This is a genomic window from Rhodococcus sp. NPDC003322 (assembly GCF_053589555.1).
This window is the reverse complement of record NZ_JBSFSC010000007.1, coordinates 111483-136011: the sequence shown is the minus strand read 5'-3', so window position 1 is coordinate 136011 and position 24529 is coordinate 111483. Positions and strand designations below refer to the sequence as shown.

Genomic DNA, 24529 nt, shown 5'->3' with positions numbered 1-24529 from the left:
CCTCAGTTCGCGAGCACGTGCACACCGCACGCGCCGTTGTCGACTCCAGCGATGCCGCCACCGGTCACGTGCGTCACCGCGACCTGGGCGTCGGGCACCTGACGGGGACCCGCAGTGCCGGTGAGCTGCTGGTAGGCCTCGACCATCTGTGCGACGCCGGTCGCCGCGACCGGGTGTCCGCGGGCGATCAGCCCGCCGCTCGGGTTCACCGCAACCAAACCGCCGGTCCCGGGCCCACCGTCGGCCAGGAACTGCGCGCCCTTCCCCGGCGCACAGAACCCCAGGGTTTCGTAATAGAGGAGCTCGGCGATCGTAAAGGCGTCGTGAACCTCTGCCACGTCCACGTCGCACGCCGTGATTCCGGCTGCCTCGTATGCCTGGCCGACAGCACGGACGGAGATGTCCGGCGTGAGCATGTCCCGCGGCCCGTTCGAGTAGGCACCCGAGAGCACCACCGATGCACGGATGGTGACAGCAGGTGACGCGAGACCTGCGGCGTACTCGGGCGAGCACACAAGCACAGCGGCCGCACCGTCACTGTTTGACGAGCACTGCAGCAGGTTCAGCGGATCGCAGATCATCGGCGACGACAGGACATCGTCCAACGTGACAGGATCCTGGAACCGGGCGATCGGGTTGAGGGCACCAGCCTGGCGGTTCTTCACCGTCACCTGTGCCATGTCCTCGACGCGTACGTCGTGCTGCCACAGATACCGGCTCGCCCGCATCGCGTAGACCGCCGGCATGACAGACCCTTGGGCGGCCTCGATATCCGTCTCGTCCAACGGGAGGGTGCCGCCGCCAAGCGCGGAGAGCTGCTCCGCGCCGACGGCGATCACTGCCCGAGCCCGCCCAGTGCTGACCAACTGCGTCGCCACGTGCACCGCGGTCGCGCCCGTCGCGCAGGCGTTCTCGACGTTGACCACGGCCATACCGGTCATGTGCAGTCGCTTCAGGATGCGCTGGCCGACCAGCGTCCCGCCCAGTGCCGTTCCGGTGACGGCCACGTCGATTTCCGATCGGTCGGCGCCGGTGAGCGCCAGGAGACCACGCACGGCCCGTGCACCGAGGACAGCGATATCGTCGCCGGCCTTCACGAACGGGACGGCGAACGCTCCTGCGAGCATCGCGGTTGTCATGCCACCGCTCCTTCCTCGGCGACCACGGACGCGGTCAGGACCGGTACGGTTCTGGTGGCGCCGGTCTGCGTCACCACGACACGGGTCTGCGGCAGCAGAGGGGCGTCACAGAGCTCGTAGCGAGCCATCACCCGCAACGTCTCGCTGAGGTCGACGTAGGCGAGGCCGAAGGGGAGCGCGACGCCCTTCGGACCGCGCCGCACGGCAGTGGCGGCATACACGACACCGGCGCCGTCATGCCGCTCCTCCACGACGTCGTCGCCCAGGCAACGCGGGCAGAACTCGGGTCGCGGCACCGCGATCTCACCGCACGCGGCGCACCGTCCCACCCAGACACCGGGGGGTGCCCCGGCCTTCCTCTGCTCCGTCTGCTCCGTCATCAGCCACCCTCGATCCGAGTCGTACTTGTCCTTGAATCGGATGAAACGCGAGCGTCCGTGCCTGTGGAATGGTTCGGACTTGAAGGGGGCAGGAAGCCAACCCTCACGGGTCATCGGTGCGCTCCAGCACTGCAACCGGAATCGGGGAGACAGCATGGGTGGACCTGTGTGCGTCGATTCCGATCACGATCACCGTGGCGCGCGCCCTTCCGCGCAAGTGGGTCTGGCCGCCGGCTGCTTTCCCGTGGATCGCGGTAAGGCACGTGCGTACTGTGCGTCGACGCGAATGCAACGTGATGCAGGCCCACTACAGGCCTCGCGGAGAGTAGCGGCGACGTGCCGTCGACCCATCATCTCGGGGATGGGGCCGACCGGCCCGCAGCACTCACCCGAACGAGTGATGTTTCGGCCACTGGGGGGGACGTCGCGTTTGTCTCTGACGTCCTACAATTAGTCGGTTCCAATATGACGCACATCACAGTCGCCGGAAGGAGGTTTGCCATGACGCAGATCGCGCTCGAAGGCCGCCTGCGGCCGCTTCTGCCCTCGCCTTTCGAGCGCACGGTGAGCGTGGCAGAGCTGGCGGAGTTGGACGTGGTGCTCCGCGCAGCGTTGAATCTGGTGTCCGACGAGGCCAGCATCCCGATCGGGAAGGTCAACGACTTCGCAACGGCCATACAAGCGCTTGAGGGCGCCTGGTCGATTGTGATGCAGGCGATGGAAAGCGTTGGGCCCCAGGGTAGCTCGGGAGTGCGTGACTTGCTGGCACTCGTTGACCGCCTGCGCCGGCTTGACGCCGTCGTCCGTGAAGGCGAGGCGCGGCGCGGGCACGAGATCCTCCGAGCCGTAGGCGCGTCGCTGAGCCGACTCCAGTCGGCCGAGTCGCTGCCACACTTGATCACTCAGGTGCCCGAGGTCATCTGCAACCTCGGGTTCGACCGCGCGATCATGTCGAGGGTCGTCGACGCCCAATGGGTCACCGAGGCGTCCCACGTCGTCGGCGATGAGGAATGGGCCAACATCATCACCCAAGCCGGACAGCTGACCCCGGCGCCGCTGCGCGGGGCCGGCATGCCCGAGTCGGAGGTGGTACGACGTCGTGCACCGGCGCTGGTCCACGACGTCCAGAGCTCAACCCGGATGCATCGGCCGCTGGCGGACGTATCGCTTTCACGCAGCTACGTAACTGCTCCGATCGTCCTGCAGTCCAAAGTCGTTGGACTGGTGCATGGCGATCGGGTCTTCCACCGCGGTGACGTCGACTCTCTCGACCGCGACATGCTGGCGATGTTCGCCGACGGCCTCAGTCTCGCGTTCGAGCGAGCGTCGATGGAGGCACGCCTGCAGCGCATCCGTTCGAGCCTGCGCCAGTTGGTTGACGAGGCGTCAGCACCGACAGAGATGGATCGCGAGCTGGAGGATCCACTCGCGCCGCCCACGGCCCCGCGCAGTTCTGCGCCGCGCTGGCAATCCTCGCCCAGCTCGACGTCTACGGACGTCCTGGCCGAGCAGCTGACGAGGCGCGAGCTCCAGATCGTGCGACACCTGGCGCGCGGCGAAACCAACGCACAGATCGCCTCACGGCTGGTGCTCTCGGAAGACACGGTCAAGACACACGTCAAGCACATCCTGCGTAAGCTCGGCGCGGCCAACCGAGCAGAGGCCGTGTCGAAGTGGCTCCTGGCCAACGCAGGCCAGCGCTGACCGCGCGTCGAGGGCGATAGAGGTGGAGCCCTCGTCGTGGCGGCTCCACCCCTCATCATGGGTCAGGCGAGCGCCAGCGCTTCCTTGAGCGGCATCTCAGCGCGCAGGGCCTCGACGGGGACAAGTCGACCGCTCGCTATCAGTCGCTTCGCTGCGGCGAATCCGGCGGGGTCGTTGACGACCTCCGCACAGCGAACCCGGCCGCGGTCGAGATGGAGCACCATGAACGACGTCCCGACAAACGGGTCGCCGCGGACCACCAGCTCGTCGCCATGCTCAAGCATGCCGGCAACCTGCAGCTTGAGGTCGAACTGATCGGACCAGAACCACGGCAGGGCCTCATAGACACGTGGACGGCCCAGGATCGACGCGGCGGCGACTTTCGCCTGTTCGGTCGCGTTGGGGACGGACTCCAGCCGGCGCAGCGACCCGGTTGAGGAGTCGGGGAAACGTGCGACGTCGCCGACTGCGTATACGCCGGGGGCGGACGTACTCATGTGCGCGTCCACGAGGATGCCGTCTTCGACGTCGAGGCCGGCAGCTTCTGCCAACTCCGTACGGGGGACGAGCCCGATGCCGACGACCACGAAATCGGCTGGCACCCTCCGTCCGCTCGCGAGGCGGACCGCGGTCACCGCGCCGGCCTCGTCGTGGTCGAAGCCTGCAATGGAGGAACCGGTCAGCACCTCGACGCCGCGGTCACCATGCTGGCGTTGGTAGAAGTCGGCGATGACGTGAGAGCTCACGCGGGCCAGGAGCCGGGTGGCGACCTCGACGACGACCACCTCGACTCCGAGCGTCCGGGCGACGGCCGCGAACTCGAGCCCTATGTACCCGCCGCCGATTACCACGGCTCGGCTCCGGGGTGCCATGCGGTCGCGCAGGGCGTCCGCGTCAGCCTTGGTCCGCATGTAGTGAACGTTGGTGGCCGAGGCCATGCCGGGAAGCGTTCGCGCCCGCCCGCCGGTGGCCAGGACGAGATGGTCGTAGACCAGCGTCTGCCCGTCGCCCAGCGCGACCGTGCGGCCCCGCGGATCGATGGACTCGACGCACGTGGAGATGCGTACGTCGATGTCATGCCGTTCATACACCTCGCACCGTCGCAGCAGGAGGTCGTCAGCGGACAAGGTCCCCTCGAGATACGCCTTGGAGAGGGGAGGACGGGAGTACGGGTAGGAGGATTCCTCGCCGATCATCGTGATCGGGCCGGGGTGGTTGCTCTGTCGTAGCGCCGCGACGACCTCGGCGCCGGCTTGGCCCGCGCCGACGACTACGACGCGGCCGGAGGCGGTTGGCTCAGTCATCACTGGTCCGCCGGGAGCTGCAGGACGATGCCGTCGGTGTCGGCCCTGCAAGGGATCTGGCATGCCAGCCGACTGTCTTGGGTGCGCTCCGTTGCGGTGGCCTCGAGGAGCGCGTCCTCCTCGGGGCTGACCACCGGCAAGGCGGCGTTCCATTCTCCCCGGACGAACACGTGGCACGTGGCACAGGACAGCTCGCCACCGCACTCTCCGAGGATGCCCGGGACGAAGTTGTCCAGTGCAGCGTTCATGGCGCTGCTGTCCTCGGTCGCGTCGATCTCGTGTCGGGTGCCGTCCGGCGCCACAAATACCACCTGCGACATTGTCATCCTCCTTCTTCGCATGCCGGGTGACCGGCATCACTTGATCGGCTTGAACGCTAGGCGTCGGAAGGGGGTGTGATCATCACTCGCTGGTGGTCACTCCGCCTCTCGGACGGGTGTTATCGGTCCGAATCGGGCCGATGTGGGGCTCGTCACGGCGCTCCTTCGGCACCCAGCCAGGCCGCCACCCGCTGGTTCGGACGACCCGTCCTGGTCGGCCTTCATTCGTCGCGGCGCGTGTGGCATCACCCGAGCGGGCGATCGAAGGCACCCCAACGGGAGATGTTCGGGTACCAGCGTTTTCGTAACGTCGGTCACACCGGATTACTACTCACGATGAGGACCAACGGCATGGCAGAACTCAAGGGAGCAAACGTCGTCGTGACGGGAGGCGGCGCGGGCGTAGGCCGTGCCCTTGCCATCGAGGCGGCACGGCGTGGAGCCCGCGTGGTAATCGCCTCGAACACCGACGCCACCGAGTCCGTCGACATGATCACGGCTGCTGGTGGCCTGGCCAGCTGGGTTGACTGCGATGTATCCGATTACCACGCAATGGTCGACCTCGCCGCCCATGTGCGGGATGCCTTAGGCGGCACGCACATCCTGATCAACAACGCGGGTTCGTCAGCCGAGCCGGGGGCCGGCCTCGACACGGCTGATCCCGAGCTCGTCGCGCGGCTCTTTCAGGTCAACGTCCTCGGTGTTTTCAATGGGATCCGGGCGTTCGCTGCCGACCTGCGAGCCGCCGCGGAGCGTGGTGAGCCGGCATATGTTCTCAACGTTGGTTCGGAGCATTCACTCGGTGTTCCGCCGCACGTCACGCCGATCAGCCCCTACACGGTCAGCAAATACGCGACCCTCGGATTCACCGACGTCGCGCGACGCGACTTCGCCGGCTCTGGTGTCGGCGTGACGATGCTCGCGCCCGGATGGGTCCTGACTGAGCTCGTGCAGTCGCTGATCGAGGCCGACGAACATTTCCGAGAGCTGGTGTCGCCCTACGCGCAGACCGGCGAGTTCGTTGCCCACGCCGCCTTCGACGGCATGTTGGCCGGGCATTACATCGTCGCGACCAACCCTGCATCACGAGAGTTCGCGATGCAGCACGCGCGCGGCGTCATGGCCGAGGTGCAGCGCCTCCCGCTCACAGACGACGAGGAGTGGGCCCACGACGGCACCGGCGATTCGGCGAAGTGCCCTGTGGACCACTCGCTGCTCGGCACCACCGCATCTACCAACTGATCAATTCGTCCACCAGGAGAGAGCAATGACCACGATCACTGAGACCGAACTGGACCTGCCGGACTTCAGCGACCCTGCGACGTTCGCAGACGCTGTGCCTCACCGGGCGTTCGACCGAGTGCGTGAACTACCCGGTCTGTACTGGCAGCCGTCCTCCTACGGCACCTTCAGCGGTGGCTTCTGGATGGCCACCCGGTTCGCCGACATTCTCGACATCGAGAAGCGCGGCAGCGCGATCACCGTCAAGCACGGGTTCAACTTCCCTGTTCCGGGCGTCACTGAGCCGCCGGAGGAGACCGCGATGTGGGCTGCATTGCTGATGCGCATGGACGCCCCTGTCCACAGCCGCGTACGCCGAGCCGTCGCAGCCTCATTCGGTCCGCGCGTGGTGGCCAACTTCGAGCATTGGGTGCGCGACGTGGTCGACGAGGTCCTCGACGACGCGCTCGCCGACGACGAATTCGATTGGGTCGAGAAGGTCGCGAAGTACGTTCCCTCTCGCGTCATCGCGCAGGTCCTCGGTGTGCCCCGCAGCCGTCGTGAGGACATCGTCAACTGGGTGGACGCGATCTTCCACGTGGCCCAGTACGACGACGCCGGGACTCGAATGCTGGGTATCGCCCAGGAGATCTTCGCCTATATCGGCGAACTGCAGCAGGAGAAGCTCAAGGCCCCTCAGGACGACGTCACCACCGTGATGGCGCAGTACGCCGAGCGGGGCGAGATCACCCAGGAGGAGTTCACCTTCTTCATTTTCCTGTGCATCGTGGCGGGCTACGAGACAACACACACTCTCATCGGTCAGATGATGTGCATGATCGTGCACGACGAGGAGATCGCCAGGGTCTCACGCGAGTTCGTGGCCACCGGCGAATCCGGTCGTCTCGTCGATGAGTTCCTCCGGCACATCACGCCGGCCATGAACATGGCGCGCATCGCGACCACCGACATGGAGGTCGCCGGCACCCCGGTCCGCAAGGGTGACGTGATCCAGATGCAGTTCGGGGCCGCGAACCGGGATCCCGAGGTGTTTGCCGACCCGCACGCCTTCAACCCGGGTCGCACAGAGACCGCGACTCTCTCCTTCGGCTCCGGACCGCACCGCTGCGTCGGTAACGTGCTGGCGAAGCTGGAGGGACGGATCCTCCTTGAGCAGCTTCTTCAGCGCAACGTCAGCTTCGAGCTTGCCGGCGAGCCGCAACGCGGCAACAGCACCTGGATCAACCAGCTCTTCGAGCTGTCGGTTCGGGTGACGCGATGACCGCCGTCCAGGCCGTCTCGACCCGGTTCCCGGAGATCGATCCGGAGTCGTTCTACGACTTGTTCATCGACGGCGCATCCGTTTCATCCAGGGGAACCGAGACCTTCCGGTGCTTCGACCCCTACGAGGAGACCGAGTGGGGCGTCCTCCGGGTCGCAACGGTCGACGACGTCGACCACGCGGTGCGGGTGGCACGGGCCGCCTTCCCCAGCTGGGCGGCGACCCCGGTCGCCGTGCGTGCGGAGGCACTGCGGGTCTTGGCGAACCTCATCCGTCAGAACGTGGAGGAGCTGGCCCGACTCCAAGTTCACGAGAACGGCAAGACGATCACCGAGATGCGAGCCGTCACCTCAATGCTCCCGGCGCTGGCCGACTACGCCGGCCAGCTCGCGATCAACGACCATGGGGCGGCCCTCCAGCCGACCCTGCCCGGGCACGACGCGTGGACTCGGCCGGAGCCGATCGGGGTGATCGCGGCGATCGCACCGTGGAACAACCCCTTGCTGCTGCTGGCCTGGAAGCTGTTCCCCGCGATCGCGGCCGGGAACACTGTTGTCATCAAACCCTCGGAGGTCACCCCGGTCTCGACCCTGCGACTGGCGCAGCTGGCACACCAGGCCGGCGTGCCGGCGGGGGTCATCAACGTCGTCACCGGTGCGGCAGCGACCGGTGCTGCGCTGGTGAGGCACCCGGGCATCGACAAGGTGGCATTCACCGGTTCGACGGCGGCGGGGATCCAGATCGCGAAGGTCGCCGCCGAGCGGGTCCTGCGCACGACCCTGGAACTGGGTGGGAAGGGTCCGCAGATCGTCTTCCCCGAGGCCGACCTCGGACGCGCGGTGCCGAGCCTCCTAGGCGGTTTGATCGCAGGCGCCGGGCAGGCATGCAACGCCGGTTCGAGGGTACTGATCCAAGAGAATGTGTACGACGAGGTCCTCGACCGGCTCACGGCCGCGCTGGAAAGGGTCGTGATCGGGGATCCCCTCGACCCCCGGGTGCAGGTGGGACCGCTCGCCTCGCGGGCACACTACGCAAAGGTCACCGGGTACTTCGACATCGCCGACAGCGAACAGACAACGACCCTGCTCCACGGCGGCCGATCCGGCGCGGCGCTCGCTGGCAGGTCCGCCGGGCTCTTCGTGGAACCCACTCTCTACGCCACGCCCGACAGGTCGTCACGGGTCCGGCGCGAGGAGATCTTCGGCCCGATCGGATCGGTGATCGCCTTCGGCAGTGAAGAGGAGGCGGTCGCCATCGCGAACGAGTCCGAGTTCGGCTTGGTGTCGGGCCTTTGGACGCAGGACGTCGACAGGGCGGCGCGGGTGTCGAAGCAGCTGCGAACCGGCGTTGTGTGGATCAACACGTGGCGGGCCTTCGGCATCAACGTGCCGTTCGGGGGCTACAAGCTCAGCGGCGTCGGCCGCGAGCTGGGACCCGACCTGATCCGGGAGTACACGGAGACCAAGGCAGTCTGGCTGGGGCACGCGGCTCCGGCCTGAACCCGATCGGTGGGTCGGGAGCTGCAAGTTGGGGCGCCGCGCTGCCGGGCTGGAGGCCATGTTGAGGCCACCTCGGCATGGCCTCCTTCGGCGCGTGCAATGGCGGCGACAGCGCTCGCGACGTTTCTCCGCGTGTTGATGGCGGTGGAACCGGCCACCAACCGGGATCTCGCGGATCCGGGCGCTGCCAACGACTACGCCCAGCAGAACGCCCAGTCGTTGAGTGGCCACGGCAAGGCCGTGGTGGCGGCGTGTGGTGGCGTTCGGTCGGGGCGGTCTCTGCCCGGCAGCCCTGGCCCACCGAAAGTGCACTTGCAAGTTCCGGGGAGAAGGAGCCTATGAACCCACACGACCAAGAACTGCTCGAATTCGCACGACGTTGGGAGCCATTCGGCGGTCCAAGCACCGCTGACATCCTCGTCGAATTCGGGATGACGCCCGGCCGGTTCGCTCAGCGACTCAAGGAGCTGCGGTACCGGCGCAGCCGGTCGATCTCCCGAAGAAACACCGGAAGCGCTAATCATTAGCGGAACCACCTAGGCCAGGGTGACCCTCGCAGCTGGGGATCGAACGCCGCAGCCTCGGTGCACAATCTCGCCGTCCAAGCCAGCCGGGTTCCTCAGCAGCTTCTGACTAATATGAACCGGGGGGCGAATGTAGGTGCCCGCATGGTCGAAGACGACCCATTCAGGACGCAGGCCGATGTCGAACCGGCTGTGGTCGCAGAGTTGGCTGTGGCCGGGTTCGAGGATGCCGACGAGATCGGTCGGGGCGGTTTCGGTGTGGTCTACCGCTGCGCGCAGGTGGGTCTGGATCGCACAGTGGCGGTCAAGGTGCTCTCCGCGGAGCCCAACGAGGAGAATCGGGCGCGATTCCTCCGGGAGCAACGCGCAATGGGAAGGCTCACCGGTCACCCGAACATCGTGGGGGTCCTGCAGGTCGGCCAGACCGACAGCGGTCACCCGTTCCTGGTGATGCAGTATCACAATGAGGGATCCCTCGACGCGCGGATCCGCACGGCTGGCCCCCTGCCTCTGGATGAGGTCCTGCAGCTCGGGGTGAAGTTGGCCGGTGCGCTCGATACGGCGCACGAGCTCGGTATCGTGCACCGCGACGTCAAACCGGCGAACATCCTGTTCACCGACTACGGCGAGCCGGCGTTGGCGGACTTCGGCATCGCCCACATCGCCGGCGGGTTCCGGACCGCTACCGGCACGATCACCGGATCACCGGCGTTCACGGCTCCCGAGATTCTCGGCGGTGACTCTCCGACACCGGCTTCCGACGTGTACGGACTCGGCGCCACCCTGTTCTGTGCGCTCACCGGGCACGCGGCATTCGAACGCCGCAGCGGCGAGCAGGTGATCGCGCAGTTCCTGCGGATCACCACCGCGCCGGTGCCGAATCTGCGGGAGAGCGGGTTTCCGGACGGAATCTGCGCGGTCATCGAGTCGGCGATGGCGCGCGACCCGCAGAAGCGCCCGAACCCGACGGCGTTGGGCGACGAGCTTCGGCGGATCCAGCGTGGCCACCGCCCGCCCGTCGAGGACGTGGCGCCGCGGACCGGACCCGGGGGCGAAAACCAGGCGGTGGCGCCGGCCGGGGTCGACGCCACCGCCGCGGGCGTCGGCGAGAGGTCTCCGGCGATCCGAGGGAACCTTCCAGCGGACCTGACGAGCTTCGTCGGTCGCGAGGCCGAACTGTCCCAAGTGCAGGATGCCTTGTCGGCGGCGCGTCTGGTCACTCTGTCCGGCGTCGGCGGGGTCGGCAAGACTCGGCTCGCGCTGCGTGCGGCCGCGACGGTGCAGCGAAACTTCTCTGACGGGGTGTGGCTGGTCGAACTCGACGAGCTTCGCGATCCGGCGCTGGTGATCGAGCGGGTCGCTGCCGTCGTGGGGGTGCGCGACCGGTCGACCAGAGCCTTGTGCGAGGTTCTCGCCGACACCCTGGCCCCGCGAATGATATTGCTGGTGCTCGACAACTGCGAGCAACTGGTCGAGGCTGTGGCGGACCTGGCCCGCACGCTGCTGCCGAGGTGCCCGGCGCTGCGCATCCTCGCCACCAGCCGAGAACCTCTCGGTGTCGGCGGCGAATCGGTGCTCCGGGTTCCCCCACTGACGGTTCCTTCACCCGACCGGGCGCCCTCGCAGCACGACGTGTCCCGCTTCGACGCGGTGACGCTGTTCGCAGAGCGCGCCGCGGCCGCCGTGCCGGGTTTCGAGCTCACCGACGGCAACAGGGACACAGTCGCCCGGATCTGCGTCCGCCTGGACGGGCTACCGCTGGCCATCGAGCTGGCGGCGGCACGGATCCGTGCGCTGTCGCCCGAGCAGATTCTGCAGCGCCTATCCGACCGGTACGCCCTGCTGACCCGCGGCAGCCGGGGTGCCCCGACCCGGCAGCAGACGCTGCGGTGGAGCGTCGCCTGGAGTTACGAGCTGTGCACGCCCGCCGAACAACAGCTGTGGGGCCAGCTGTCGGTGTTCACCGGCGGCGTCGACCTCGACGCTGCAGAGTACGTCTGCGGCGACGAGGTGGACGTTCTCGACACGGTGACCGCGCTGGTGGACAAGTCGATTCTGATCCGAGAGGAATCGAACGGCGCAGTCCGCTTCCGGATGCTCGAGACCCTGCGGGACTACGGTCGGGCGACGATCGAGCACACCGACCGGTACCAGGATCTGCGCCGACGGCACCGGGACTGGTACGAGCGGTTGGCGCTGGCTGCCGACGCCGAGTGGTTCAGTCCTCGTCAGCTGGATTGGGCGCTGCGCCTCGAACGAGAGCTGCCGAATCTGCGCGAGGCGCTCGAGTTCGGCCTGCCCGAGGAGAGTGGGAGCGCACTCCGGATCGCGGCCGGCCTGGCCTATTTCTGGGTTACCCAGGGCCTGCTCAGCGAGGGCCGGCGCTGGATTGACCGCGCACTGCCCCAGTCCGGGTCGACACCCACGGAACTAGCCAGGGCGGTTTACGTGGCATGCGGATTGGCCGTGTTTCAGAGTGACCTCGCCGCGGCAACCGACCTGGTCGAGGAAGGACGGATTCTCGATACGGGAAAGCCCGATCCGATGGTCCACGCCTTCGTCGCGGCCGCCGACGGGTGGGCCGCGCTCGCCGGCGGTGATCTCGACCGCGCACGGACCTGCCTGGAAGATGCCGTTGACATATTCGGGAAGAATCACGCGCTCTCGGAATGGGTCGAGATGTTGGTGATACTCGGATGGACCTACCAATCGAGTGGACAAACATCTCGGGCTCGCGTCAACTACGAGCAGGCGCTGTCCATCGCGGAATCTCATGGCGAATCCATGCATCGGTCGTATGCGCTGTGGTCCATGGGAATCGTCGTGTGGATCGAGGGTGACCGCGACAGTGCGGCACACCACCTTAAGCAGGGGCTCCGGCTGGCCCGTCTGTTAGACGATCCCCTCATGGCCTCGGCGATTCTACAGGCGCTGGCATGGGTAGCCGGCGATCGCGAACCGGGACGCGCAGCCGTTTTGATGGGAGCCGCCGACGCACTGTACCTGTCCGTGGACAGAGCATCGGTACTGTTCCCCAATGTTCTTGTCTACGGCGAACAATCCGAGCGGAACGTCCGTCGGAAACTCGGCGAGCGAGCATTCGAGACCGCCTACCACGAGGGCGGATCATTGGATCTGGACGGTGCGATCGTCTTCGCCCTCGGTGAGCGGTCGCACTAGAAGACCCCGCCGAGCACACACCGGCGCACCTGAGCAAAACACGACCTACAGACCGCCTAGCTGACCGCGGAAGGCCCTGCCCAACAATGCAATCGCAACCAGCATCCCCCTCTCGCAGCAATCCGATGACAGAAAGGTGAGACTTGGCCGAGCTGGAGTCGACTTCCCGAGCACAGATCGCAGCCTGGTTCGCCGATGCGAATTGTCATTTAGTCCGCCGCGGTCATTAGTCATGAAGACGTGCCGAATCAGCACGAGCGCAACTACTACTTCGCGGCGACTGACTCGATTCCGTGGCACGAGCCGATGCTCGAACGCATCGCAGTGATGTTGGTGGATCGCGATCCTTCGGCGATTGGAATACATTGTCAACCAGTTGAATTCCCGCATCCGAGTCTCGGCGACTGTCGCGAAATATGTTCCCGACCTGTTCATCCGACGACAACGCGCGCCGAGTGGGCTGATCGATCCTCGATGCACCATGCCGCCGCACAGATAGGTTCACCGGCCACGTCGCGTCGACAAAGAGGTCAGGCGCTCGGCCTGGGCGCCGGAATCGGCGCATGAACCACCCCTTCGCGCGAGACTTCACAGCACGACACACTCTGAACGAATCTTCGATCCGCGCGCGTTGAATCGATACCCGGTCGAAGAGGAGGGGGATCCGCGCGGGAGGCCAGTTCGGTAGTTGCTGACGGGTCCCCGCCGCCACCCGCTCGGCGTCGCCTGCGCGTCGATTCCGGTCACTCGAGACAAATGGTGCCATCAGGCGGTCTCCTATTCCACCCTAGCCCTACCTGGTTCCACCCTGACCTCGACAAGAAGGCCGATCAAACGTCGATAGATCCGCATGGCTTCACCCCTACCTGCAAGAACTGCCGAGTAGCGCCTTCAATGACCAGACCTTGACACGCAGCAGTGATGCGGAGCACACTTTCGCGAACCACTAGTTGGTATACCGTTTCATTCTGCAGCACACCAAGGAGCGCCAATGCAGTCTCTGTTAAACACTGATCCGTCCTACTTACGACGGGCGTTGAACGAGGATCCCGAGTTCCGACTCCAGGCTCGGTACTGGTCCACGACGTTCCGTATCACCGAGGACGACCGAAGCCTCCTGATTCATATGACGGATGGCGCCGTATCCCTGGTGGATCCCGGCGCTACCCCATTCGATACTTGGAGCTTCCAACTCTCAGGCACGGCCGAGCACTGGGCAGAGTTGCTCGCGCCCCGACCTGCGGCCTTCTACCAGGACTACTACGCCGCGATGCTGTATCACGGCTTCAAGATCGAGGGAGATATGGAACAGATCATGGCGCACTATCCGGCCATCCGCCGGTCCCTCGAGGTGTTCCGAGCAGTCGTCCGACAGGAGGTCGCGGCATGACAACTCGACTCTCGGCCGCCATCGGCCGCTATGTGACACTTACGGTCCAGGGCGTCGACTATCGCACCTACTTCGAGGAAGCGGGCTCCGGCATCCCTGTCGTGCTCCAGCACACCGCTGGCTGCGACGGTCGGCAGTGGCGGCATCTGCTCGAGGATCCTGACTTCACGTCGCACTATCGGTTGATCGCTCCCGACATCCCCTATCACGGCAAGTCCCTCCCGCCTGAGTCGGAGCGGTGGTGGGAGACCGAGTACTCGCTGACAAAGGACTTCCTGTTCGAGTTCCACGCAGCGCTCAACGACGCACTGGAGCTGGACCGCCCTGTCTACATGGGCTGTTCAATGGGCGGCCATCTCGCAGCTGATCTTGCGATCACCCATCCCGAACGCTACCGGGCGGTGATCGGCATCGAGGCTGCGCTGCATTCCCATGGCATGGAGAGGATCCTGCCGTGGCTGTACCACCCCCGCATCAGCAATGACACCAAGCCCGCCCTGATGCAGACGCTCTGTTCACCATCCAGCCCGGAACATTCTGTGCGCGAGACTGTTTGGGTCTACAGCCAAGGCGCTCCGCCGGTGTTCAAGGGAGACCTGGAGTACTACCTGATCGAGCACGACCTCACTGACACCGCAGCCAGCATCGATACCAACAAGGTGGGAATGTGGGTGCTCAGCGGCGAGTACGACTGGTCCGCGCCGCCGACAGCGGGACGGGAACTCGCCGAACAAGTGGAGGGCTGCACATTCGTCGAAATGACGGGTATGGGCCACTTCCCGATGTCCGAAGATCCGGTGCGCTTCAAAGAGTACATCGAGCCGATCCTCAAGGAGGCCTCTGCATTGTGATGACCCCGGAACGGCGCGAGTTGCAAAAGCTGGCTCGCGAATTCGCTATGGACGAAGTACTTCCAGTCGCCAACGAACTGGACCCGGTGAACGGACTGATTCCGGACGAGCTCCGTCAGAAAATGGCCGACGTCGGCTTCTTCGGCATCTTGATCCCCGAGGAGCACGGCGGCCTGGGACTCGGCACCTTCGAGTACTGCATGATTGCCGAAGAGCTCTCGCGTGCATGGATGAGCGTTGCAAGTCTCATGGCACGCGGCAACGGACTGCTGCCTGGGTTCACCGAGTCGCAGCAGCGCGAGCTGCTCCCCCGCATGGCTCGCGGCGACTACCTCGGAGCGTTTGCACTGTCCGAGTCCGAGGCCGGCTCAGACGTCGCGAATATCAGTTGCCGCGCAACATTGGACGGCGACGAATGGGTGATCAACGGCAGCAAGATGTGGTGTACCTTCGCCGATCAGGCGGACTTCATCATGCTCTTCGCACGTACGTCCACAGATCCCGATCCCCGTCGAAGGCACCGTGGTATCAGCGTGTTCTTGATCGACAAGGCGCGGGGAAGTTTTCCCGACGGCATCAGCGGCACACCACTTCGAAAGATCGGGTATCGGGGCTGGAAGACCTGGGAGCTGTCATTCGACTCCTTCCGCTTGCCGCGATCCACTCTCATCGGAGAGGAAGGCGAGGGCTTCTATGCCGCGATGAACAAGCTCGAGACCGCGCGGGCGCACACCGCAGCGCGGAGTATCGGACTGGCCCGGGGCGCACTCGAAGACGCGATCGTGTACGCAACGCAGCGACGCCAGTTCGGGCAACCCATCAGTGAACTGCAGGCCATCCGATTCAAGATCGCCGAGATGGCCACTCGCGTGGAAACCGAGCGCCAGATGATGCACCACGTGTGCACGATGATCGATGAGGGTGGCAGGTGCGATCTCGAAGCGTCGATGGTGAAGTACTCAGCCAGCGAGATGTCCGAGTGGGTCACGAGCCAGGGACTGCAGATCCACGGCGGAGCCGGTTATACGAGTGAGTATGCGGCGGAACGATACTGGCGAGATGCTCGACTGACCAAGATCTTCGAGGGCACATCCGAGATCCAACTCAAACTGATCTCCGACAATCTTCTCGGGAGGTCGTGAACGCACGCCGAGACCTCAGCCGAAGCGGCGACCTGCTGACTGTAGGTCGCCGCTTCGGAGGTCTCCTGCTTCGCCTGAAAGGCTGGGAGCAGTCTGGCACAATACTCTCGGCTCACCTCGTTGCCACTTCGGTCGTTGGGTCGGTTGCCTCCAGATTCACCATTCGATGTCAACGGCCTGTATTTGCCCTCATGCAGTTGCGCGTGTTGTACCTGGGCGGTGCGTGGCCACAGCAGTCAGAAGAGTCCGCTCACAATCTCGCTCGTGGCCAGAGAGCAACGGGCGCGGGTGCGCAACGAAGGCATCCTTGGATGGATCGCTGCGCGCGTACCGCAGACTTCGGATCTCGGGCATTGTCCAACGCGCCCACTCGGCAACCTGCTGGACAGAGCGCTCGGATCCTGCTCGACTCCGCAGGAAATCAGATTCTCCTGCGTGCCAACTCCAGCGGCGGATCTGGATCACAGCGGGCGGCGGATCGATCGAGAGCAGCAGTAGCGAGCCGATCTCAACGCTTGTCCGTCCTTCGCGGCGGCGCAGTGGACATTTGTACGGCGGTCGCCAAGCAACGACGTCATACATCTGGGCAACCCGGAGGGTCTGGTTGTCGACCAAGTCTGTCTGCCTTCGCTGGCACAAGCGGCGAGCTCATTCGCGAAGGTCGTTCAACCACGCATACCACTCCGCCGTTGGACGTCCGTGAAGACTGTCGGCCAGTGACCTTGAGAGCGGCGCCGACATCAGGCATGTCGGCGCCGCTCTCAAGGGTCGCACAAGATCAGGAATGGGCGATGATCAGACGGCCGGCTGCTCTCGGTGGTGAGCATCGCCGAACGGGCCCCCTGCGGTCTCGAATCCGGCGCGAACCTCGGCGCCGTGTTCGTCGAGCAAAGGAGCCCGGTTCTGGGGATCGGCCGGTGTGCGAGAAAATTTCAATGGCTGTCCAGCCACGACGAACGACTTTGAACTGCCTGGATGTTCGAGTGTGATGGACATGTTGCGGGCTGCCACATGAGGATCCGCCATGATCTCGGCGGCATCTCGCACCGCGCCCACCGGGACTTGCCCGCCAAGCTGCGCGAGAATCTCGTCCTTCGATCGACACCGCGTCCACGCGGATAGCGCATCGTAGACCGCATCGCGTCTCGAAACTCTGAGGTCATTGGTGGCGAAGCCAGGATCGACCGCGAGGTCGGGGCGGTCGATGAGTTCACACAGCCGGCGCCATCGATTGTCGTTCGGCGCTGCGATCGCGATCCACCCGTCGGTTGCCGGCACGATGTCGAACGGGCTGAGCAGTGGGTGTTTGTTCCCCTCGGCCCGGGGAACAGTGTCGGTGTAGGAATGTTGGTAGACGATGCGCTCACACAGCGAAAGCACCGCGTCGTACATCGCCACATCGACGAACTGGCCCTCGCCGCTGCCCCGTGCTTCGTAGAGCGCCGAGGTGATGCCGAGCGCCAGCATCGTTCCGGGGAAAATGTCGGCGACCCCTGGCCCCACCTTGATAGGGGTGCCGTCCTCGGTGCCGGTGATCCCCATGATCCCAGCCATCGCCTGGATTACGACGTCGAAGGCCGGCCAGGACTGGTAGGGGCTGTCGCCGGAGCGTGGATCGCCGAAGCCACGGAGGGCGGCGTAGACCAGCCGGGGATTCTCCGCCGACAACGACTCGTAGGACAGACCAAGTCGTTCCATTACGCCGGGGGTGAAGTTCTCCACAAGCACATCGGCGTCGGCGGCGAGAGCGCGAAGTGTCGCAGCACCTTCGGGCGACTTGAGATCCAACACCACACTGCGCTTGCCGCGATTCACGCTCTGGAAGTAGCCGCCGAATGAACGGGTGCGGTCGTCCGAGGGGTAGGGGCCAGCACGGCGCGAGAGGTCTCCAGTTGGCGGCTCCACCTTCACCACGTCAGCGCCCAAATCGGCAAGCAACATGGTGCAGTACGGTCCGGCCAGCGCGTGTGTCAGATCGACGACGCGTACACCGTCGAGCGGTCCGGTCAATGTGATCACCTGTTTCAGTAGCGGGAGGGATGGGGTCTGGCGGATCGAGCGGCTGCTCGTCCACGAATGCGTCCAATTCGCAGTGGATGGGCGCACAAAGGGGTGCAGTGTGCAAGGTCGCCTTCGAGACCAATTGCTCGTATTTGAAACCTCAGTCCCCTCATCCAGGGCGTCCTACAGCGGCAGGTTCGTCACAGTTCCACCGTCACGCACTTAACCTGGGTGTAGTGGTGCAGCGCTTCGGCGCCCTTTTCGCGGCCGTATCCGCTTTGCTTGTAGCCACCGAATGGAGTTTCGATGGCTGCAGCGAGCCAGGTGTTCACGTACACCTGGCCGGCCTCGAGTCGGTCCGCCATCCGCAGCGCACGAGAGATATCCGACGTCCACACTCCGCTGGCGAGGCCGTAATCGCTGTCGTTCGCGATCTGAACAGCCTCGTCCTCGGTGTCGAACGGGATTACCGCAAGCACGGGACCGAAAACCTCTTCGCGAGCGATCCGCATGGAATTGTCGACACCGGTGTAGATGGTGGGTGGGACGAAAAATCCAGCGCCCCTGCGGTCGTCGGAAAAGGGCTCGCCGCCAAGTGCTGCCGTCGCGCCATCGTCGTGGGCGACCTTGAAGTACTCCAGAACTTTGTCGTACTGGGCAGCGGTGGTCAGCGGTCCGAGCCGGCCACTCGAGGTCAGGGATCTGCATGCGTCGACGAGCCTGTCGACAAACTGGTCGTGAACGGCGCGTTCAACCAGTAGTCGCGTGCCGGCCGAACACACCTGGCCGGTGTTGAGAGAGAATGCGTTCAGTGCTCCCTTCACTGCGCGGTCCAGGTCTGCGTCCCTGAAGACGATGTTCGCAGATTTGCCACCGAGTTCGAGCGTGAGCGGGATGATGCGGTCTGCAGCGACGTGACCGATGTCGCGGCCTGCGCGCACCGAGCCTGTGAACACGAGCTTCCGGACTTGCGAGTGCTCCACGAGCGCTCGGCCAGCGACGGCATCGCCGGTGACCACGTTGAGGACTCCATCCGGAATGCCCGCTTCGGTCGCAAGTTCGGCCAGCCTCACAGAAGTGCTGGAGGTGAACTCTGAGGGTTTCAGAACGACCACGTTGCCTGCGGCGAGCGCCGGGGCGACAGCGCGAGCAGCCTGGTTGAGCGGCGCGTTCCATGGCGTAATGACTCCCACGACGCCGAACGGCTCGCGGCGGGTGAAGCAGTGATGCCCCGGGCCGAGATCGATCGTCTCTCCGTGCAGCGAATTCACCAGCCCGCCGTAGAACTCGAAATAGCCTGCTGCACCGGCAATCTCCAAGGGCGCGTGCCACTCGGGTTTACCAGTCTCGGCACTCTCGAGTGCGGCGAGTTCTTCGGCGTTGGACTGGATTGTCGCCGCCAGGCGCATCAGCACGCGGCCGCGTTCGATCGGCTTCTGCCGGCGCCAGCCATCGGCCGCGGCGGACGCCGCTTTGACGGCGTCCTCGACGTCCTCGGCCGTGCCCAGCGCGATATCCGCGGCCGGGCTGGCATCGGCTGGGCTGTGGGTGGTCAAACGGTCGCTACCACGGCTGGGCGAGCTCTTGCCGTTGATCCAGTGATCAAACCTGATCGTCATGTCTGTGATCTCTCTGTTTCGGGTGTTCCCTGCTCGCGTCTGGTGTCAGCGGACAAGTTCGCGACCGATGATTTCCTTCATGATCTCGTTCGTACCGCCGTATATGGGCTGGATACGTGCGTCTGCATAGGCACGAGCAACGGGATACTCCAGCATGTAGCCGTAGCCGCCGTGCAATTGCAGGCACCGGTCGACGACGCGCTGTTGCAGATCAGATAGCCACCACTTGGCCTTCGCCGCATCGACAGCGGAAAGTGTGTCCTCGTTGAGAAGCACGATCAGTCGATCCAAGTAGGTCCACGCCACATCCAGTTCGGTGCCTATCTCAGCGAGGACGAAGCGGGTGTTCTGGAAACCGTCGACCCGTTGGCCGAACGCCTTGCGATCGCGGGCGTAGGCCTTCGTCCAGTCGAACACCGCCTGGGCGCTCGAGAGAGAGGTGGCGGCGATGGACAACCGCTCTCGGGGCAGCCTCTCCATGATGTGGCCGAATCCTCCCCCGACGGTTCCGAGGACGTCGGCGTCGGTCAGCACTATTCCGTCGAAGAACAGTTCGGCGGTGTCGTTGCCGCGCAGACCCAATTTCTCGAGCTTGCGGCCCCGACGGAACCCCGGCGATTTTGCATCGACGAGGAACAGAGTGAAACCCTTTGCCCCTACATCGGAATCGGTGCGTGCGAACACCACGACCACGTCGGCGAGGATTCCGTTGGTGATGAACGTCTTCTGCCCATCCAGAATCCAGCCGCCGGCGGTTCTTCGGGCTGTGGTGCGCACCCCCTGAAGGTCGCTTCCGGCACCAGGCTCGGTCAAGGCGAGTGCTCCGATCGCAGTTCCAGCGCACATCGCCGATATCCACCGCGACTGTTGGTCGGTAGTCCCAAGATCGATCAGGTACGGCAGGACGAGATCGTCCTGTACGGACAGTCCGGCATTGAAAGAGGCTGAGTCGGCTGCACAGAGCTCTTCGATGATCACCATTCGGTACCGGAAGTCAGCCACGCCACCGCCGCCGTGAGCGGTGGGAGCACCGATACCGAGCAGTCCCAGCGACCCGGCCATCGACCACGCCGACCGGTCCACCAGGCCCGCGTGCTCCCAGCGTTCTCGGTGGGGCGCCACCTCGCGAGTGACATACTCCTGCACAGTCTCTCGGAAAACCTGATGGTCGGTGTCGTACAGGTTGCGCTTCATGGCCAGCTCAAGCTCCCGGTTCGAAGCGGGTAGTCCGCTGCATACCGAGAATCCGACCGCGTTCGGCGGTGGGCACCGCCAACTTGCGGCTCGCTTCGTCGATCATCTCGTCGCCGAGCATCACCGCGCCGCGGCCGCCGCCAGCTTCCGAGGTGTAGTAGGCGTAGGCCTCGAGGATCAGTTCGGCCTTGTTGTAATCCTCCTGGGTCGGCGCGAACACCTCGTTGGCCGTGGCGAGCTGATCCGGATGGAGCACCCACTTGCCGTCGTAGCCGTATGCGGCGGCCCGTTCCGAGGCGGCCCGATAGCCTGCGGCATCGCGGATCAGCGCATAGGGGCCATCGATAGCTTGCAGCCCGTGCTTACGTGCGGTCATGGCGATCGTCATCAGGACGGTGTCGAACGGGTCGAATCCGGACGAACCCGGAGCACCGATAGTCAGGGCGGGCATCTTCATGGCGGCCATGAAGTCACCGGGACCGAAGATCAGAGTTTCGGTGCGTGCGGTGGCGGTTGCGATGGCTTCGATCTCGCTCAGGCCGGCGGGGCCCTCGATCTGTGCCTCGATACCGATGCCGCCTTCCGGTAGACCCAGCTCGCGTTCGAGCTGGGTGAGGAGAACATCGAGCCAGTGGACGTGAGAGACCGTCTCGACCTTGGGCAGCATGATGCAGTCCAGGTTGGCTCCGGCGCCACGGACGATGTCGAGGACATCGTTGTGGGCCCATTCGGTATCCGCGTCATTGACGCGCACCACACGGGTTTTGCCGGTCCAGTCTCCGTGATTGAGTGCCTCGACGATGGTCGCACGGGCGGCAGGCTTGGCAATGGGGGCGACCGAGTCCTCGAGGTCGAGGAAGATCTGATCGGCGGCCAAGCCCTGGGCCTTCTTGATCATCTTGTCGCTGCTGCCGGGGACGGCCATGCAGGAACGACGCGGGCGGAGGGGGCGATTCTGCAGCACAGTGATCAGCTTTCTGTCGAGATGAGATGGGAGGAAGTGGTCGCGGAAGCGAGTGCGGCCCGGCTGCGGATCTGAACCCGGCGGGTGGCCTGACAGACGATCTCGCCACGCTGGTTGACACCGACGTGCCGAAACGTCACAACTGCGTCGCCACCGTCGGCGGGCTCGACGGCAAGAACCTCGGTCGCGGCCCCGATGGTGTCGCCGTGTCGTACCGGTGCCGGGAACCGTATGTCGTCGAGGCCGAGTTCACGCACCGCCTGTCCCGTTGTGTCCTGTGTGGCCAGGCCGACGGTCAGTGAAAGGGTCAGCCCACCGAAGTTGATGCGCTCCCCGAACGGGGTGTTCGCCATTTCCTGCTCGCTGAAGTGTCCCGGTGCAGTGTTCATGACGAGAAGCGTCAGACCGTTGAGATCGAGGTCGGTGATCGTGCGCGTGCGGGCATGACGGAACCGATCCCCGACTCCGAAATCTTCTGCGTAGCCATCGGGAACCTCCCGAAGATCACCCGAATCAGGTTGGCAGCGAACCAGATTGGTGCGGTTGAACGTGATCACAGGCAGGCCGGCACTGTCGGTCCCCGCCGTATGCCAGGTGACGATGCCGGTGTCGGGGCGAGAATCCGACAAGCGCGCATCCAGGACAGTGCTCGTGGCGTACACAGTCTCGCCCGGGTAGACATCGCGCAGGTACTGGATGTCGGAGGCACCGAGAAAGGGGCCACCAACCTCGCTCAGATCTTCGACGCTGAGGCCGAAGACCATCGAGAACAACAGTAGAGGATTGATCACTTCGTCACGATGGCCGGCGGCTCGAGCCGCCTCGCGGTTGAAGTGCACAGGATTGAAGGCCAGCGTCTGAGTACTGAAGGAAACGTTGTCGCTGGTGTGGAGAGTGCGGCCCCAGTGATGCTCGAACACCCGACCAACCTCATGACCTTCGAAGTACGTCCCCCTCGGAATCAGGGGCCAACGCGTCACATCTGCTTCCATAGAGAGCTCCAGTGGATCAATAGATGGCATGCCGTTCTTCATAGCGGCACGGCCAGTGTGTAGTCCCCCTCACATAAATGTCAAGCACGGAGCCACGCTGCGACATTCGAGAACCAGGGATACTGCGAACTCTGGCCAGTGCCCCATCTGTGCCATAGAATGAACCACTGTCCCTATGGAGGGGCCGGTTCATCATGGAACCGAAGCTGAAAGTAGGGCTGACATGAGCAGTGCTGGAACCCAGGCCGACCCGCCCCTGAGCCAGCCAGACGACATTGCTGGTTCTCCGTCCGGGACACAGACGTTGATCCGCGGACTTCGCATCGTCGAATCGATTGCGAGTCAGGACCAACCGATCGGCGTGGGTGAACTGTCACGACAGCTCGCGTTACCGAAGTCGACGGTGCAACGCCTGCTCCGCACACTGCAACAAGAGGGATGGGCAGAAACCTCGAACGACCCGGTCACCCGCTGGCAACTGAGCTCCCGCTTGCTCGCACTCGGTCGCCGCAGCGCCCCATCACGCAGCCTGCGGGATGCGGCAATGCCACGCCTGACCGCACTCGCCGAGCGCACGGGCGAGACCATCCATTTTTCCGTCACCGACGGCGACTCACGGATCGTGCTCATCGAGCGAGTGGATTCGGTTCATCCGGTCCGGACGTTCAACCCCATCGGGGCTGGCTCCCCCCTTCACACCACAGCCAGTGGAAAAGCCTGGTTGGCTATGTTGCCGGATGACGAGATCCACGCCATCTTGGAGCGACCGCTCGAGAAGACAATGCCCAACAGCATCGTCGACCCGCAGCAGTTGCTCCACCAGATCCTCGAAGCACGCGAACGCGGATATGCGGTCAATATTTCCGAGAACCGCGCCCATGTGTGTGCAGTCGGTGCAGCTGTACCCGGCGCTTCCGGTCGGCCTGTTGCCGCCGTTTCCATCAGCATGCCCGACATCCGTTTCGAGCCGGCCAGAGTGCCGGAATGGGGCAGGTGGGTCAGTGAGACCGCGCGGTCAATCGGCAATGCACTCGCCGACTGACCGCGGAGTGATCACTGGATGGACCGGCCACCATCTACGTCGAGACACACACCGGTGAGGAACGAGGCCTGATCGGAGGCGAGGAACACGATTGCCGAAGCGACATCCTCTGGAGTAGCGATGCGACCCATCGGAATGTTCGCCGTCATGCCGACACGCGCCTCGTCGTTCAACTCGTCGACCCCGAGGGCGTTCTTGATGAAACCGGTCTGAGACACAACCGGATTCACTGCGTTCACCCGGATGTTCGGGCCAACTTCTGCCGCCAGGCCGCGGGTCAGCGTGATGACCGCACCCTTGGTCGCGTTGTACATGACCATTCCTGGACGGGGCCGCTTGCCCGCGATCGAGGCAGTGTTGATGATGACACCGCCACCCGCCCTGGCCAGTGCGGGAATGGCGTACTTGCAGCCGAGGAACACGCTGCGCAAATTGATCACGTGTTGGAAGTCGACGTCCTCGACAGCCATGTCCACCAGGGAGGTACTTCGGTGCGGTAGACCGGCGTTGTTGACCATCACATGCACAGCGCCATATCGGCCTTCGGCTGCAGCGATGAGCTCACTCATCGCATCGGGGTCCGTGACGTCGGTCGTGACGGCCACGGCAGACGGCAGCTGACTCGCCAGGTCTTTGGCTCGGACACCGTCAATGTCGGAGACCACGACATTCGCTCCGGCAGCCGCGAACATTCGGGCGGTGGCAGCTCCGAACCCCCCGGCAGCACCGGTGATGACAACGGTGCGGTCCTTGAATGAAATGTCCATGTCGAACTCCTTGA

20 protein-coding genes are annotated in these 24529 nt (G+C 64.7%); 10 read left to right on the top strand and 10 right to left on the bottom strand.

All coding sequences use genetic code 11. From position 1 onward, the window contains the following. Positions 1 to 2: 2 nt before the first annotated feature. Positions 3 to 1139, bottom strand: coding sequence for a thiolase family protein (locus ACWDUM_RS25545; protein WP_450136142.1), 1137 nt, complete (start codon positions 1137 to 1139; stop codon positions 3 to 5). After that, positions 1136 to 1519: a Zn-ribbon domain-containing OB-fold protein gene (locus ACWDUM_RS25540; RefSeq protein WP_450136141.1), complete on the bottom strand. Its 384-nt coding sequence runs from the start codon at positions 1517 to 1519 to the stop codon at positions 1136 to 1138. The genes ACWDUM_RS25545 and ACWDUM_RS25540 overlap by 4 nt, the downstream gene beginning before the upstream one ends. A gap of 501 nt (positions 1520 to 2020) precedes the next feature. Here ACWDUM_RS25540 and ACWDUM_RS25535 point away from each other — a divergent pair. Continuing rightward, the gene (locus ACWDUM_RS25535) at positions 2021 to 3223 is read left to right on the top strand and encodes a LuxR C-terminal-related transcriptional regulator (protein ID WP_450136140.1); all 1203 of its coding nucleotides are present in this window, start codon (positions 2021 to 2023) and stop codon (positions 3221 to 3223) included. Between the two features lie 62 nt (positions 3224 to 3285). Here the strand turns inward: ACWDUM_RS25535 and ACWDUM_RS25530 are convergent, their stop codons facing one another. Next, complete coding sequence (locus tag ACWDUM_RS25530) at positions 3286 to 4527, bottom strand: NAD(P)/FAD-dependent oxidoreductase (RefSeq protein ID WP_450136139.1); 1242 nt, start codon at positions 4525 to 4527, stop codon at positions 3286 to 3288. Next, entirely contained in the window at positions 4527 to 4847 is a 321-nt protein-coding gene (locus ACWDUM_RS25525) for a 2Fe-2S iron-sulfur cluster-binding protein (protein WP_450136138.1), read from the bottom strand. The genes ACWDUM_RS25530 and ACWDUM_RS25525 overlap by 1 nt, the downstream gene beginning before the upstream one ends. 351 nt (positions 4848 to 5198) lie before the next feature. Between ACWDUM_RS25525 and ACWDUM_RS25520 the strand changes: the two genes are divergently transcribed. The 8 genes from ACWDUM_RS25520 to ACWDUM_RS25485 all read left to right on the top strand — a co-directional run bounded on the left by ACWDUM_RS25520 (position 5199) and on the right by ACWDUM_RS25485 (position 15936). After that, positions 5199 to 6089, top strand: a complete 891-nt coding sequence (locus ACWDUM_RS25520; protein WP_450136137.1) for an SDR family oxidoreductase — start codon at positions 5199 to 5201, stop codon at positions 6087 to 6089. Positions 6090 to 6114: 25 nt separating this feature from the next. Beyond that, complete coding sequence (locus tag ACWDUM_RS25515; protein ID WP_450136136.1) at positions 6115 to 7350, top strand: cytochrome P450; 1236 nt, start codon at positions 6115 to 6117, stop codon at positions 7348 to 7350. Further along, on the top strand, positions 7347 to 8849 hold the full coding sequence (locus ACWDUM_RS25510; RefSeq protein WP_450136135.1) for an aldehyde dehydrogenase family protein: 1503 nt from the start codon (positions 7347 to 7349) through the stop codon (positions 8847 to 8849). Before ACWDUM_RS25515 ends, ACWDUM_RS25510 begins: the two co-directional genes overlap by 4 nt. 668 nt (positions 8850 to 9517) lie before the next feature. Further along, entirely contained in the window at positions 9518 to 12553 is a 3036-nt protein-coding gene (locus ACWDUM_RS25505) for a protein kinase domain-containing protein (RefSeq protein ID WP_450136134.1), read from the top strand. A 240-nt stretch (positions 12554 to 12793) separates the two neighbouring features. Continuing rightward, complete coding sequence (locus ACWDUM_RS25500; protein ID WP_450136133.1) at positions 12794 to 13120, top strand: hypothetical protein; 327 nt, start codon at positions 12794 to 12796, stop codon at positions 13118 to 13120. 424 nt (positions 13121 to 13544) lie between these two features. Beyond that, positions 13545 to 13943: a hypothetical protein gene (locus tag ACWDUM_RS25495; protein WP_450136132.1), complete on the top strand. Its 399-nt coding sequence runs from the start codon at positions 13545 to 13547 to the stop codon at positions 13941 to 13943. Then, complete coding sequence (locus ACWDUM_RS25490; RefSeq protein WP_450136131.1) at positions 13940 to 14794, top strand: alpha/beta fold hydrolase; 855 nt, start codon at positions 13940 to 13942, stop codon at positions 14792 to 14794. Before ACWDUM_RS25495 ends, ACWDUM_RS25490 begins: the two co-directional genes overlap by 4 nt. Beyond that, a complete protein-coding gene (locus ACWDUM_RS25485) occupies positions 14794 to 15936 on the top strand; it encodes an acyl-CoA dehydrogenase family protein (RefSeq protein ID WP_450136130.1) in 1143 nt (380 codons plus the stop codon). Before ACWDUM_RS25490 ends, ACWDUM_RS25485 begins: the two co-directional genes overlap by 1 nt. Before the next feature lie 795 nt (positions 15937 to 16731). Here ACWDUM_RS25485 and ACWDUM_RS25480 read toward each other — a convergent pair. The 5 genes from ACWDUM_RS25480 to ACWDUM_RS25460 all read right to left on the bottom strand — a co-directional run bounded on the left by ACWDUM_RS25480 (position 16732) and on the right by ACWDUM_RS25460 (position 22706). Next, on the bottom strand, positions 16732 to 17955 hold the full coding sequence (locus tag ACWDUM_RS25480) for a CaiB/BaiF CoA transferase family protein (protein WP_450136129.1): 1224 nt from the start codon (positions 17953 to 17955) through the stop codon (positions 16732 to 16734). A 182-nt stretch (positions 17956 to 18137) separates the two neighbouring features. Then, positions 18138 to 19556 carry an aldehyde dehydrogenase family protein gene (locus ACWDUM_RS25475; protein WP_450136128.1) on the bottom strand — a complete coding sequence of 473 codons (1419 nt, stop codon included), beginning with the start codon at positions 19554 to 19556 and terminating at the stop codon, positions 18138 to 18140. 45 nt (positions 19557 to 19601) lie between these two features. Further along, entirely contained in the window at positions 19602 to 20750 is a 1149-nt protein-coding gene (locus ACWDUM_RS25470) for an acyl-CoA dehydrogenase family protein (protein WP_450136127.1), read from the bottom strand. A gap of 7 nt (positions 20751 to 20757) precedes the next feature. Further along, positions 20758 to 21675 carry an HpcH/HpaI aldolase/citrate lyase family protein gene (locus ACWDUM_RS25465; protein WP_450136126.1) on the bottom strand — a complete coding sequence of 306 codons (918 nt, stop codon included), beginning with the start codon at positions 21673 to 21675 and terminating at the stop codon, positions 20758 to 20760. 44 nt (positions 21676 to 21719) lie between these two features. After that, complete coding sequence (locus ACWDUM_RS25460) at positions 21720 to 22706, bottom strand: MaoC family dehydratase (protein WP_450136125.1); 987 nt, start codon at positions 22704 to 22706, stop codon at positions 21720 to 21722. A gap of 223 nt (positions 22707 to 22929) precedes the next feature. Here ACWDUM_RS25460 and ACWDUM_RS25455 point away from each other — a divergent pair, with 223 nt between their 5' ends. Then, positions 22930 to 23748, top strand: coding sequence for an IclR family transcriptional regulator (locus ACWDUM_RS25455; RefSeq protein WP_450136124.1), 819 nt, complete (start codon positions 22930 to 22932; stop codon positions 23746 to 23748). A gap of 11 nt (positions 23749 to 23759) precedes the next feature. Here ACWDUM_RS25455 and ACWDUM_RS25450 read toward each other — a convergent pair whose 3' ends face one another. Then, positions 23760 to 24515: an SDR family oxidoreductase gene (locus ACWDUM_RS25450; protein WP_450136123.1), complete on the bottom strand. Its 756-nt coding sequence runs from the start codon at positions 24513 to 24515 to the stop codon at positions 23760 to 23762. Positions 24516 to 24529: the final 14 nt, after the last annotated feature.